The organism is Bradyrhizobium erythrophlei (assembly GCF_900142985.1).
Taxonomy (GTDB): domain Bacteria; phylum Pseudomonadota; class Alphaproteobacteria; order Rhizobiales; family Xanthobacteraceae; genus Bradyrhizobium; species Bradyrhizobium erythrophlei_B.
In genome coordinates, this window is the sequence record NZ_LT670849.1 from 5,776,560 (window position 1) to 5,788,760 (window position 12,201).

The following is a 12,201-nucleotide window of genomic DNA, read 5'->3' on the forward strand; positions in this document are numbered from 1 at the left end:
GCACCGGCTTCGCGGCGACCCCTCTGTTTGTTTCAGGCATCCGGGACCAGCGTGTCCCATTGCAGACTGCGGGCCGCCTCTCGTTCGGCTTCGGCCTGGTTGCGGACGGGATCCTCCATCGGGTCGGCCGGGCAGGGCCGGATTTCATAGTCATTTTCCAGGATAGGCCGCGGCGCCGGTCTGTCATCCTCGGATACCGCTTCGACCACCAGGCCGCTTTTTCGGGCGAGTTTCCAGACGTCGGCTTCGGTCGGGTAGGCGTTACTCAGCCGGGCCTCGTTGCAAAATAGCGCGTAGGGCATGCTTGGCTCCGCAAACACCCCTCCATAACGCAGAAGACCGGGTTCCGGTTGCACGCGGAAATGGGGCGTCTCACCGGTGCCTGAGTCGTAAATGACTCATGAATCCGGCAAGAAATATCGCCGGTTGAGTCGAAAAAATCGCCTGGGACTCCGCGGGTAGAATCGCCGGATGCTCGCCAAGCCATGAGCATCCTCAGCCATATCGCCTGCGGGCGAATTCACACAACGCTATCGTTGGCGCTGTTTGCGGCTTGCGCGGCCAACCTGGCGCTGGTGTGTGCCTTCCTCTGACTTGGCCGGTGGCGTCCGTCCGCCGGCCTTGAAGGCTGCCCAATTTCTCTCGATATTTGCTCCTGATCGCGATTGTGCCCCAATGGGGTAGTGGAGTGGATTCGACATTCGCTACCGGCGGGGCCGCGGACCTGTAGTGCGTCTCTGATGTTGGCAGGTCAAAGACGAAAGGACGGTCTCCATGCCACGAAAGGGAATCACCGGCCACGACGACTGGGTGATCACGGAAGCCTTGGCAACGGCGCTGATTGCGCTCGAGCAATTGCCGCAGATGCATCAGCCCGCAACCCATATGGACGACATCAAGAAACTGCTCGCGGCCGGCTGCCAGTCCGGGACCGTCAATCTTCATTTGGCCCAGGCCAAGTGCCGCCTGTTTCCGGCCGCCGACCGCGAGGCGATCTACCGGGAATACGGCCTCGAAGACGGCCAGGCCTGACCGTGATCTGCGTCCGACAGCGATGGCCCTTGGCCGGCAACTCTGCTATTTGACCCGCGCGATGGCCGGTTTAGCTCAGCGGTAGAGCAGCGGTTTTGTAAACCGAAGGTCGGGAGTTCAATCCTCTCAACCGGCACCACCTGTTTAGCCGACATTACCGCGATACCTAGCTTAGCTCCAACGCGGCCCTGTGAAGGCCCCGAAGGGCCTTCGATCAAGGCTGCCAGTCGGCCCCGGATTTCTAGCCGATACGGTTCACCGGGCTTCCGAGCCATCACCACGACGCTATCTACCAGGTCCCTGAAGCTGGCGGCTACGTCGGACTCGATCCCGTTGCCAACGGCCGAAATCTTCTCCAAGCAGTCCTTAAACCGGGCGATGGCGGTCGGATGGAAATCTATCGACACGACCAATGCGTCCGCCGATGCTAATTCCCGTTGCAACCGCGTCTGCTCCGAACGCTGAACCTGCAACCGCGAAGCAACTTCGCTTATTTCCAGCGTGCCATTCTCAACGGCCTGCACAAGGCGTTCGATACTGCGCTTACAGTTATCAATTTTGGCTACGATCTTGACCTTGTCTCTCCGGGCATCCGCAGACAGCGCCCGCCGTTCGGCGACATAGGCTTCAACGAACTGGCCCATAAGCTCGGGGTTATCGATTTGTGCCTTCAGTCGGCCAAGAACCAGCCGCTCGATTTTGTCGATGTAGTATTTTGTGCTGTTTTCACACGCACCGCTTTCCCGGTATCGACTGCAACGGACTCGCGGTCCGCTACGATCCGAACCGGTCAAAGCCATGCCGGACCCGCACACGCCGCACCTTAGCAATCCTGACAGCAGGCGAGTCGATTTTGGCCTTCGCCGAGAAGCTGGCGTTCCAGCGTCAAGCCTCCTTGTCCGCGCCGCCTCGAATAGTTCGTCGTCAAGAATTCGAAGTTCAGGCACGTCCTGAACGATCCAGTCAGACTCGGAGTTTAAGCGAGTCGTGCGACGCCCGGTCTTAGGGTCTTTCACCGATCGGCGCTTGTTCCAAACCACACGGCCAACAAACCGTTCGTTCAAGAGCAACCCTTGACCGCGTGCCGTGTTGCCGTTGATTGTCGAAGCGTTCCACTTTCCACCACGCGGGGCAGGGACGTTGTCGGCGTTCAAACCTGCGGCTATCGCACGCGGCGAAGCACCTGATATGTATTCTTCGTAGATGCGCTGAACAACGCCAGCAATCTCGGGATTGATATCAAGGACGCCTGACTCGCCCTTTCTCGGTGTGTACCCGTAAAGATCACCACCGGGATTGCGCCCCGCACGAACCGCACCGGCCAACCCCCCGGCGAACTTTTTGTGCAAGGCTTTTCAAGAACAATGCGCTCATGGTGCCTTTAACACCGATGTGCATTTCGTTTATCAGGCCGTCTGCGAGCGTATGAATTTCTATCTCTGCGAAATTCATGTCTTCGAAAAGCTGTGCAATATCTGATTGGCTTCGCGACAATCTGTCCAAATCCTCTGACAGAATAATATCGAACGCACCGGTATGGGCATCGCTCACCATCTTCGCGAACTGCGGTCTTGGGGGCGTCGAATAGCTTCTCCAGCTCGGATTGCATGAATTTCAATGCGAGTCTCTTCGGCGACTGCTTTGTGTCGTCGAACGACTCGTTGTCGCTCATGACGGGTCCGGCGTCTTCCGGAACCGTTTTCTTGGCGTGTTTCTCGACCACGCCGACGAACGAGCCGGGTTCACATTCGCGCATGATTGTGGCTATGCCGCCGATGGCCCGGATGTAGTCCGTGCCAATAAGTTCAGTGCCCATACTTTCGGGCGAAACGTGTTTCGTCATTTTGGAATCCGCATTCCTGTTTATGAAGATAGATCGAGCACCCGCGCCGCGTTTTGCAGTTCGCCAGTTGCCCTATGAGTCAACTCCTGCTAGTAACTTCATACTGAAACTGGCTACGCCGTTTCATCTCCCAAAAAATCGATATAGCTCTCCCGACCACCGCGACTGCGGAGTCTCGGTCGGAACGTCAATGTCATGCCGCGTGTGCGCGGAATCATCCTCCTATCTAATGAAGGCAGCAGCGGGCGCGCGCCGTGGGGTAAGAGTTAGCCCTGAAAGATAATCTCAGGGTTAACTGTGGTTACGCGCCCAAGGACGTGATTATAAACCGACACGCTGCCGAAATGCAGGTGTGTCCACTAATAAAGTCGTGGTGATGCAATCGTTGAAATCGCTTTGCTAATTCTCCGATTGTCCAACTCCCGCGCGCGAGAATGCGTTGCCTGCACAAGCTACAGCGCGGCTCTGTGAGCGGCATTCCCATAACCGAGACGAGGTAGCTCCCCGGATTGAGCCACCGTACAGGCGAGGCCGTCACGTCCGCTATTGGCTTAAACAGACTCAGAGGAGATACCTTGCCGTGTTTGCTTAGTGCCGAAGCGGACAGTCTAAACCCTGCTTTCGTCTCGTCACAACCGGAACCAAGTCGGCACAAAAAAGGTCGCAGATATCTCTGCGACCTTTCGTTGTTCGACTTAAGCGTCGCGTCTGGCGATCACCAGCCCTGATAGTACCGACGGCCATAGTACCCGGGGCCATAATAGGCGGGAGCATAGTAGCTCGATCTATACCCGCCGTAGTATGCGGGAGCGTAGCCGCCGCCGTAGTACGCTGGGGCGTAGCCGCCGTAAGCAGGCGCGTAGCCGCCATAATAGCCGTACCCCGGCCCGCCGTAATAGCCATACCCTGGTCCGCCATAGTAACCGTAACCCGGGCCGTAGGCGTACGCGCTGGACGCTATGCCACCAATCACCGCGCCGGCAATTAGTCCGCCTGCGAGACCGGGGCCCCAGCCCCAACCGCCTCTCCACGCTTGAGCTGGTGATGGTGTCATCAAGGCAGTGACACCGAGGGTCGCAGCGGTCGCTAACGCAAATACTGCTTTTTTCATGTGCGAAGCCTTTCCAGTTCCGAAACTCTAAACCGCCGGGCCGGCACGTTTCCCGGGAGCGCCCTTTGCGAAAGGGCTGCCGTAAAACTTAATAGTGATACAATCGGGTGCTGCCGAAACAGTTCCTAGCAATTTAGGCCCAGACTCATTCCCGGAGGCGGGCCGCGCCCCTTCTGACCGCGCGCCGGTCACTTCCGGTCTACTGATAAACAGACATGCCCAGATCGACCCTGCACGTCTAAGGTGCCGATTGCCCGGTAAAAGTCCGCCTCCTAAGAACACCGCTTACAGCGATTACACCGATAACTTTCAAACTGTAATTGGTGTAACCACTGTAACCAGAGTCTTATAGGGGAAGTTCTAGAGTGGTTTCGGATATGGCACGATGTAGAAACCAACGCTCGGCTGGCTCACTTCACCGCTTGCCACCATCTTACCGAGCAGCACGCGAGCATTGACCGGCTTCATGCCGGTCAGGTCGGCAATCGCTTTAGGGCTTTGCGCTTCCTTGGCGGCTTTCAGCGCAGCAATGATCTTGCGCCGTTCGTCAGATTTGCGGACCTCGTCAGCATCGCCAAGGATCGACCATCGGCCCGCGTCAAAGCGCATGGCGGTTTCGATTTCCTCGATATCCCGGCCGCGTCCGTAAATGGTCGTACCTTTGCCGTCACGATTTAGGACCAAGACCGCGTCAGCCGCGCCCGTTACGCCGTTGGTGCCTGAAACGGCTTCCAAGGGATCGTCGGCCGCCATTTTGCGAGTATGGGTAACAAGCACGATCGCTAGTCGGTGCTCACTGGCATAGCGCTGTAGCGGCGTGACGGCGTCGTAGTCAGCGGAGTAGGGGTCTTCGCCTTTCTTCCTTGGTGGCCTGACCTTTAGAAACACATCGATAATCACAAGGCGTGGGCTAGCGCTGGCCAGTCGCCACTTGTCGAGTTCAGCGAGAAGGCCCGTATCGATGCGTGGCGCAATGGTGCGGACGGTAAGCCGCCCCAAATCAATACCCTGAACCTTGCGGGCCGGGCAGAGGGTCAATAGACGGCTCTGCACACGGCGCGGATTGTCTTCAAGTGCCAGGTACAGCACATCACCCTGTTCGCAGTCCACCGAACCCATAGCCTTGCCGCCAGTTGCTACGGCTATGCTCGCATCGTAAGCCCACCAGCTTTTGCCTAGCTTAGGTTTCCCGGCCAGCACTGTTAGTCCTTCGACCACATAGCCGGGAACGACGTACTCCAGCGGCGCGAAATTCATACCGAGAAGTGTTTCGGCATTGATCGAGTCGTCTTTGTTGTTATCGTTTGCTGCGACCGGAAACCACTGAGCGAGTAGGTCATCAATTGTTACCAGCGATGACCGTCCGCTCTGAAACGCCTCATGTACCGTTGACCACCATTTCTCGTCGATCAATTGAACTTCGAAACGACGCTTCCAAAAATCATCGGCCCTGTAATGGGCGAGCATTCCTCCTGCGACGAGCTTGCCGACTTCGAAAGCAGCGTTCTTTGCGGCTGTTAAGCCGTTTCCTTTCCATTCATTGCCAATCCGATTGAGAACAATTTGGCCTCTGTCGATCTTCTTGCTCGAAACGCTTTCGTCTACTTTCAAGGCGGTCATTTTAAGCGGCGACTCGCGACGAAAGCGAAAGCTCATGCACAAGTGCTCTGACGAACGCTCCGAAATTTGATGACCTATTGAAAAAACCGATCTGCCGTGTGGCCTGATTCACCGCGTTACGCCACACCATCGAATTCCAATCAAAATGATCCTTGAGTAACATGAAATCGTCATCGGTCATCTTGGCTGCATCAACAGCCAACTTGTCCAAAGTCTGGGCCGCACGAATATTCCGGTTATCGTTGTAGTTCGCGGCAATTGATTTGCGCCATAGGGCGGTGCGTTCCAAAACGCGAACGATTGATTCAATGCAGTCTTGCTTAGTTTCGCTATTCATAAAAATTCTCAATTTTCAAAAATGTAAGAAATGACCACCGCCCTATGACGACGGATAGGGTGGATTAGGCGGCCAGCAACGACGCTGCCAGCAGCTTTACGTATTCGGCGAAGTCGGCGGGCGTTACGTCACCACTGACAATCGAGTCGTTAAGAGTCCGGACTTTGGATTGGAAGGTCGGAGTCAGCGGCTCGTAGAAGGGCTGAATCTGCGCCCAAAATCCGTCAAGGCTGTCGGACGTGGCAGTGAGAACCAAGGTGTGCAATGTCTGTGCGGCAGACAAGTTGGTGCCGCTCGCGAAGAGAGTCGCGAAGCGCTCGTTCAACAGTGATTGGAGTGTAAAAAGACAATCTAATTTCAAGATAGTTTCCTTATCAGGCACGCGAAAATGCCGGGGCGAGCTATCCGGTTTGGAGTTGTTCCAGAATTAAGTGGAAGCCTAGCTATCCGTCTTCTTCGGATGCTCGCGGCCTACGTCGGTAGGAGTACGAAACGGTTTGCCGGAAACCTTGAAGAAGACAATGATTTGCTTGCATGGCTCACAACGGAAAGTGTGGCCATCAGCTTTCATCGGTTCGTTGCAAGCCGGGCATCGCGGCGTTGTCATTAAGCCGATTCAACGCGAACGGCTGCTAGTGGTCCAATCACACTAAGGTCAGGGCCGAGTCGTCCGGCTAGTTATGAGCGCCCGCAATTTGCGGTGTGCGGTCGGGCGCGAAGCCGCTTGCTTGTCGGACGGTAAACAGATGTTTCTAGACATGAAGGGGATTGTCACTCTCTCGCTTGCATTTCGGCGTTCTGCGCAAGCTTGAGCCATTCGCCAGCAACGTGAAGCCATACTTCCTTATCAAGGGGATTTTTGAACTTCTCGGCTACCTGTCGGGCTTCCTCGGCCCGTTCTCGGTATTGCGTCGCATCTTCAGACATGTGGGTGGCCTTACTGGCTACCCCCCACCTAAGCGGCTTCCACTCAAGAAAAATACTAAATTCAAATTTGGAAACTAACTCCAAGATTTAAGGGAGCCCGTTTTGGACAGATGCTAGCTTAGGTTACCCGCTTCCATCGTTACCCCCAATGCCCTGCGGGCAACGGCTCCGATCTAATAGACCGGGGCCGTTTTATTTTCGGGCGCTCGGGAAGGCGAACTATGACGGTGCTGTAGCGGACTCGAATAGAAAAATAATAGCCTCTTTGTTTTTGAGAAAAATCAAATCAGGCCACTCCGCGACGAAGGCGGTATTACTACTTGATGCGGTTTCGTTCCCAAGCGTCCTTGATTTCACAGACGACGATTATCAATATGGTCAGCACCACGATAGGAGCGATCAACGTTGCCAACGTCGTAAGCATTTTTTGCAGCCCTCCGAGCGACGATGCCCGAAACGTGCAGAGCGTGAGTGTGCTCCAAGGTCGCTGCGAATATTCGCAGGCTGGAAGTGGGCCACCATCCAGTTGCGGGTGGCGTTAGCTAAGGTCGTAAATGAAAAAACCCGTCGTCAATCCACCAGAGCGCGACTGCCCGGAATGTATGGGTGGCGGCTATACGGTTGCGCCACACCCAACGCGGCCCGGAGTCAAGATTTATAGGGAATGCAAGGAGTGCCGTGGCAAAGGACGTGTTGCCGCTAGTTGAAGGCGACGGCCTTAATGGTTCGTTGCAAGCCGGGCATCGCGGCGGTGTCATAGGGTCGAGTCAACGCAAACGGCGGCTCGCGGTTCGATCACAAATCGGAGCGTTCTCGCATGGGCAGCAAGGCGTGGTGAGGCAGCAAAGAAAACCCCAGCCGATGGGGTCGGCTGGGGAGGCTGTGAGACGTGGTCCCGCGTAAGCAGGGGGTGCGGTACGGGATCACGCCAAGAAAATGGTCTGGGCGTGGAGATAGTTCCTATTATTTTCGGTTTCGTATTCACGCACCGGGCTGGCGCGCCAATTCCGGGATTTCGACGTAGCTCTGGTGCAGCGTTATGGGCTGTTTTCGTCCATCGAAAAGCACTCGGATGGTGGACGGTCCGTTCCTGCGCAAGATGACGCCGTTCCCATTTTTAAGTCTCGGGCAGCGCTCCTTTCCAAGAACGGAAAGACGCACCCTCATGCCGTGTCGAATTTCTATATCGTCGGTGTTCATCGGCCAGCCCCGCTGGATTCAACTTGAGCTGTCCCGTTCGCGCAAGAAATTTTTTAGGCAACCTAATGTCATCGTTTCTTCACGGACCAAGGCTGATGGCCCCGGCTTTTATGCCGGGGTTTTTCGTTTTGGCTCGACGAGGGTGACTGCACACCGAAAGAGGCCGCCAACTGAGGCGGCCCTTCTAGTGTCGAGTTGGATAAACGGTGTTTATTTCGAAGCCGTCTGCGTCTCGCACGATAATCGTTTGCCCGGTCTGTTCGGCGAGCTTCTTGGCGGCCTGGCCTTTTCGACGCGGTCTATATCGAGCACGACTATTGTCCGTTGGTGCGTACGCGGAGGTGGCCGCTGCATCATCTAAAGCCCATTGAGGCGGTCTTACTCAGTTTCGCGGGATGTGGTCCTGCCTAGCTCACCGGCAAGCCAGCCTGTTGCATAAGGACTCGTGAGGGGATCGAGGCCTTCGCAATCGAAGCACTGAAACGTGCGTGGACCTTCGCCGCCAAGTGGCAACGCGAGCGTCAGATAAGCCCCACAGTGAGGGCAGGTTGGTTGTTTGCCCTTCCCCATGGAACAAATTTTGACGATGTGAAAAATCAGAGTCAATTAAAATTAGGCCACCATTGACTTCAAACTAGGCCACCAGGGGTCGAAACAGGCCGGTAACCCACTGGGGGTGCTGTGCCAATTAGGACAGTGCTGTAGACGGTAGTTGTCCGGCTATCTCAGCCTGTGGAAAACTCTACGTTGGCCCTTGCCGGGGCTGAGATTTTCATCACGCACAAATTTTACCGGCCATTGGGGTCGCCGAGAGGTGACCCCTTTCGATTCTAGCAGCCGGAATGAAAGAGGCCGCCAACTGAGACGGGCTTAAAAAAGTGTTAACAGGTTAAGTCGATTTTTACTTTCTGGTAGTAATTAGGATTGAACAACCATCAGGTGATTCGGACGGCGAAGATTCGCAGCGAACAAGTTCAAAAGAGATTGCCCGGCCCAAGTTGAAGCGGCCTTAGCAAGAACCTCGAACGTGCCTTCTGCACAATCTTCCAGAACAACAAACAGACCTCCATCCCCACCGAGTTGGTCGAGTGCTTGGTCTTCAAATGTGACTCGCGAGATTTCCGTGAGCCACAGTGTTCTGTGATTGTCGATTGTGATGGAAAGGTCTTCGTCCATGTCCGTGGGTCCTGTTCTTCATCCGTCCGTGCGGGAGCGGCAAGAGCCGCGAATGTCGGCGGCAGCGTTGGCTGAGTTTTTGATTATGCGGCCTGACGGGCAGCAGAACGTGCTGCACGACTCCAAATTTTCGCGACCTCCAATCGTAACGGCCAACGGCGATGCGATGAGGGCGCTACGCGCATACAACGTGGACCCTCGACGCTCACCAGAGATTCTGATCCGGGTTAAAGAAGCGTTAACCATAAAAGCCGCTGATCGGACCATCAAGCCGAAAGCCCGCGAAGACGCGCTTCGCTGCGCTGAAATCATTGATCTTTTCGAGATTAGAGAAAATGCGCTGGGGATGCGCAGAATGGCTCTCAGTTCACCGCCGAAATTTGATGCCATTGACATCGAAGGCGTCGAAGTTTCGATCCGGCCAGATTTTTTGGTTGGCGCGGGCAGGCGCGGCGATCGTATCGGCGCTGGCATCCTGAGAGTTGCAAAGGCTCCTGATCCAGAAGCCTGCAAGATGAAGACGACGAAGGAACGTCGTGGCGAACATCGACGCGAGATGGCGCGGTACCTTGTCGCCTTGATGCAGATGCTGCTGGAAGCGCAAGACGGCTCTCTAGGGACCGTAGACCGTGATCTGTGCTTCGTTGCCGATCTGCGGCTTGGGGAGAACATGGGTCCGGCCCCGGACCACACCGCGCGCCTGCGGTCTATTCGTGCCGCATGTCGCCAGGTCCGCGAACTTTGGCCGAGCATCCAAGCGAAACCGGCGCTGTATCGAAAGTAGGACACTGTCGGATTCACTGGCTGGCCGCCTAGCGGCGCTTTTTTGGTGGAGTTTCTGTTTCAGACCAGATTCCGAAGCTAACGATCTCAGTATGTTCTTGTCGGCTAGATTGAGTGAAGCACTCAACCGGCACCAGCACTCCCGTCATGGTTGGCCCCAGCGAGAACGGGATCGATAAAGCCGTCGCCGATTTTCGTTCCATTTTACGGCCTGAAAGGCTCAAATGCCGTTCCGGTCCTGTGTGTGGGATCGCGAGGGACAGGCGGGGCATGTTTGCAATTCTGGGATTGGGTTTTCTGCTTGGCATGCAGCACGCGCTGGAGGCCGATCACGTCGCTGCCGTTTCCTCGATCGCCGCGCGCCGCGACAACGTCGGCGACATCGTCAAGCATGGCCTGACCTGGGGCCTCGGCCACACCCTGACGCTGTTTGCCTTTGCGGGCGCTGCGCTCGCGCTCGGCCAGGCCATCTCCGACGAGCTGTCCCGTCCGATCGAGACCGCGGTCGGCGTCATGCTGGTCGGCCTTGGCGCGCACGTGCTGTGGCGGCTGTGGCGCGACCGGATTCATTTCCACAAGCACCGCCATCAGGACGGGACGATGCACCTGCATGCCCACAGCCACGCCGGCGAGACGATCGCCCATGAACGCGCCTCGCACAGCCACGAACACGGCTTTCGCTGGCGCACGCTGCTGGTGGGGCTGATGCATGGCATGGCCGGCTCGGCGGCGCTGCTGGTGCTCACCGCAACCCAGGCCCCGAATGTGGCGGTCGGGCTCGGCTATGTCGCGCTGTTCGGGGTCGGCTCGATGATCGGGATGGGGGCGCTGTCGACCGTGATCGCGGTGCCGATTGCGCTGTCGGCGCGCTGGCTGACCTGGGCCAATCACGGCCTGCAAGGGGTGGTTGGGCTGGTCACGATCGCCATTGGGCTGCGAACGATTGCCGAAACCGCCTTTTCCTGACGGCGGAGGCGCCGCCCTCTATGCGGTCTTGATGCTGTCTTGGGTTAACGTTTTCGCCCGCTAGTACCCCGCAAATTGACGAAGCGTGAAGGCCTCCGCGTTAGGCTTACCGATAGTTTGGCCTGGCTTGGCCGTCCGCCTTAACCCTCGAAACCCGGGCTTCGACTAGGGTTGGGCTATCGGGATTTGGATGCGATGCGTGCGTTCGTCACACTGGCAGTCTTGATCGGAACGGCGAGCATGGCCTGTGCCGAAAGCAACGGTCCTGTCATCGCCATTCCCGGCCGTCCCGGCGTGCCCGTCATCATCAACGGCGTCGATGCATCCTATGCGGTCGTCGAAGGTGACTGGGGTCTCGACAAGGGCGTCCATTACCAGCCGACGGTCTATGGTGGCCACCCCATCGAGCCGATGCCGCCGGTCGGTCACTACTATCCGAGTTCGGGACGTTTGCCGGGCTATGGCCGGCTCGAAATCGAAGGCCCCGACAAACCGAAGCCGGCGCCGAGTTTCCATGAATCCTGGTCAGCGGGATCCCGGCAGGCGGATCCGTTGATTCCATCCATCCAGAATTCGGTGCCGCAATATCCGCCGCCGGTAATCGTGGCACCGCAGATCAACGAACGTAATCGCGGGCGGCGCTTCGAGCAAAACTCTGCGATCCCGCAACAGAACGCGGCGCCACTGATCTCTGCGTCTCCTCAGCAGAACCCTCCGGTCCCTCAGCCGGAAGTCAGGGGCCAGGGAGGCCAGCAACGTCGTCCGTAAACTTGGGTTCAAGAACGAAACTGCCCCACAGGAGAGTGTAATGCGTAAGACGATTTTTGGATTGGGAGCGGCGTTTGCCGTGATCACTGCGGGTACTGCACCCGCTTTGGCCTGCGATAGTTGCTCGCCGTGCGGCTATGCCAGCCCGTGCGGGGGTTATGGGCAGCCCTATGCGCCCTATGAGCGGCTCCCCGATCCGGCCGTGCAGTATCACGCCGCGCCCATCGCGCAGCCGCAATATTACTACGTCGAGCAGGGCCCGACCTATACCGGTCCCGGCAACTTCGCGCCGCGCCGCTACTACGAGGAAATGGGCGTCGCCGGTTGGGGCTATCGCCACCACTACCGTCACCACTGGCATCACTACGGCTACCACTATCACCCGCACGTGCTGCACAGCATGTACTGATCGGCCGGGCCCGCGGGCCGCATCGCGGC

At 57.2% G+C, this 12,201-nt stretch carries 15 protein-coding genes, 1 tRNA gene and 2 pseudogenes; 8 read left to right on the plus strand and 10 right to left on the minus strand.

All coding sequences use genetic code 11. The features are described 5' to 3' along the window. Positions 1-32 precede the first annotated feature (32 nt). On the minus strand, positions 33-302 hold the full coding sequence (locus tag BUA38_RS27545; RefSeq protein WP_072822915.1) for a hypothetical protein: 270 nt from the start codon (positions 300-302) through the stop codon (positions 33-35). Between the two features lie 183 nt (positions 303-485). On the opposite strand from BUA38_RS27545, the gene BUA38_RS37135 reads away from it, so the two are divergent. From BUA38_RS37135 to BUA38_RS38305, 4 genes are all read left to right on the plus strand, one after another. Beyond that, on the plus strand, positions 486-593 hold the full coding sequence (locus BUA38_RS37135) for a glucose transporter (RefSeq protein ID WP_156898752.1): 108 nt from the start codon (positions 486-488) through the stop codon (positions 591-593). 181 nt (positions 594-774) lie between these two features. Next, the gene (locus BUA38_RS27550; protein WP_072822917.1) at positions 775-1,032 is read left to right on the plus strand and encodes a hypothetical protein; all 258 of its coding nucleotides are present in this window, start codon (positions 775-777) and stop codon (positions 1,030-1,032) included. A 64-nt stretch (positions 1,033-1,096) separates the two neighbouring features. Beyond that, a tRNA-Thr gene (locus tag BUA38_RS27555) sits at positions 1,097-1,171 on the plus strand. Positions 1,172-1,469: 298 nt separating this feature from the next. Beyond that, positions 1,470-1,859 carry a hypothetical protein gene (locus BUA38_RS38305; protein ID WP_244553064.1) on the plus strand — a complete coding sequence of 130 codons (390 nt, stop codon included), beginning with the start codon at positions 1,470-1,472 and terminating at the stop codon, positions 1,857-1,859. On the opposite strand, the pseudogene BUA38_RS38840 reads toward BUA38_RS38305, so the two are convergent. The 9 genes and pseudogenes from BUA38_RS38840 to BUA38_RS27605 all read right to left on the minus strand — a co-directional run. Then, positions 1,764-2,381: pseudogene (locus tag BUA38_RS38840) on the minus strand (recombinase family protein); the annotation flags it as partial. The gene BUA38_RS38305 and the pseudogene BUA38_RS38840 sit on opposite strands and share 96 nt — an antisense overlap. Continuing rightward, positions 2,317-2,595: pseudogene (locus tag BUA38_RS27570) on the minus strand (recombinase family protein); the annotation flags it as partial. The pseudogenes BUA38_RS27570 and BUA38_RS38840, both read right to left, overlap by 65 nt. A gap of 995 nt (positions 2,596-3,590) precedes the next feature. Beyond that, entirely contained in the window at positions 3,591-3,929 is a 339-nt protein-coding gene (locus BUA38_RS27580; RefSeq protein ID WP_244553065.1) for a hypothetical protein, read from the minus strand. 417 nt (positions 3,930-4,346) lie between these two features. Continuing rightward, a complete protein-coding gene (locus BUA38_RS27585) occupies positions 4,347-5,642 on the minus strand; it encodes an AAA family ATPase (protein ID WP_083587792.1) in 1,296 nt (431 codons plus the stop codon). Further along, positions 5,608-5,943, minus strand: a complete 336-nt coding sequence (locus BUA38_RS27590) for a hypothetical protein (protein WP_072822928.1) — start codon at positions 5,941-5,943, stop codon at positions 5,608-5,610. Before BUA38_RS27590 ends, BUA38_RS27585 begins: the two co-directional genes overlap by 35 nt. A 64-nt stretch (positions 5,944-6,007) precedes the next feature. Next, entirely contained in the window at positions 6,008-6,304 is a 297-nt protein-coding gene (locus BUA38_RS27595; RefSeq protein ID WP_156898753.1) for a hypothetical protein, read from the minus strand. A gap of 410 nt (positions 6,305-6,714) precedes the next feature. Further along, a complete protein-coding gene (locus BUA38_RS27600; RefSeq protein WP_156898754.1) occupies positions 6,715-6,870 on the minus strand; it encodes a hypothetical protein in 156 nt (51 codons plus the stop codon). A gap of 981 nt (positions 6,871-7,851) precedes the next feature. Further along, positions 7,852-8,070, minus strand: coding sequence for a hypothetical protein (locus BUA38_RS37140; protein WP_156898755.1), 219 nt, complete (start codon positions 8,068-8,070; stop codon positions 7,852-7,854). Between the two features lie 918 nt (positions 8,071-8,988). After that, complete coding sequence (locus BUA38_RS27605) at positions 8,989-9,246, minus strand: hypothetical protein (protein ID WP_072822934.1); 258 nt, start codon at positions 9,244-9,246, stop codon at positions 8,989-8,991. Positions 9,247-9,298: 52 nt separating this feature from the next. Here BUA38_RS27605 and BUA38_RS27610 point away from each other — a divergent pair, with 52 nt between their 5' ends. The 4 genes from BUA38_RS27610 (at position 9,299) to BUA38_RS27625 (ending at position 12,172) form a co-directional block, all read left to right on the plus strand. Next, positions 9,299-10,030: a hypothetical protein gene (locus tag BUA38_RS27610; RefSeq protein WP_156898756.1), complete on the plus strand. Its 732-nt coding sequence runs from the start codon at positions 9,299-9,301 to the stop codon at positions 10,028-10,030. A 269-nt stretch (positions 10,031-10,299) separates the two neighbouring features. Continuing rightward, entirely contained in the window at positions 10,300-10,995 is a 696-nt protein-coding gene (locus BUA38_RS27615; protein WP_072822938.1) for an urease accessory protein, read from the plus strand. A gap of 195 nt (positions 10,996-11,190) precedes the next feature. Next, positions 11,191-11,763: a hypothetical protein gene (locus tag BUA38_RS27620; protein WP_425304929.1), complete on the plus strand. Its 573-nt coding sequence runs from the start codon at positions 11,191-11,193 to the stop codon at positions 11,761-11,763. A 40-nt stretch (positions 11,764-11,803) separates the two neighbouring features. Then, positions 11,804-12,172 (plus strand): hypothetical protein, encoded by a 369-nt coding sequence (locus tag BUA38_RS27625; protein WP_072822942.1) that lies wholly within the window; start codon positions 11,804-11,806, stop codon positions 12,170-12,172. Positions 12,173-12,201 lie beyond the last annotated feature (29 nt).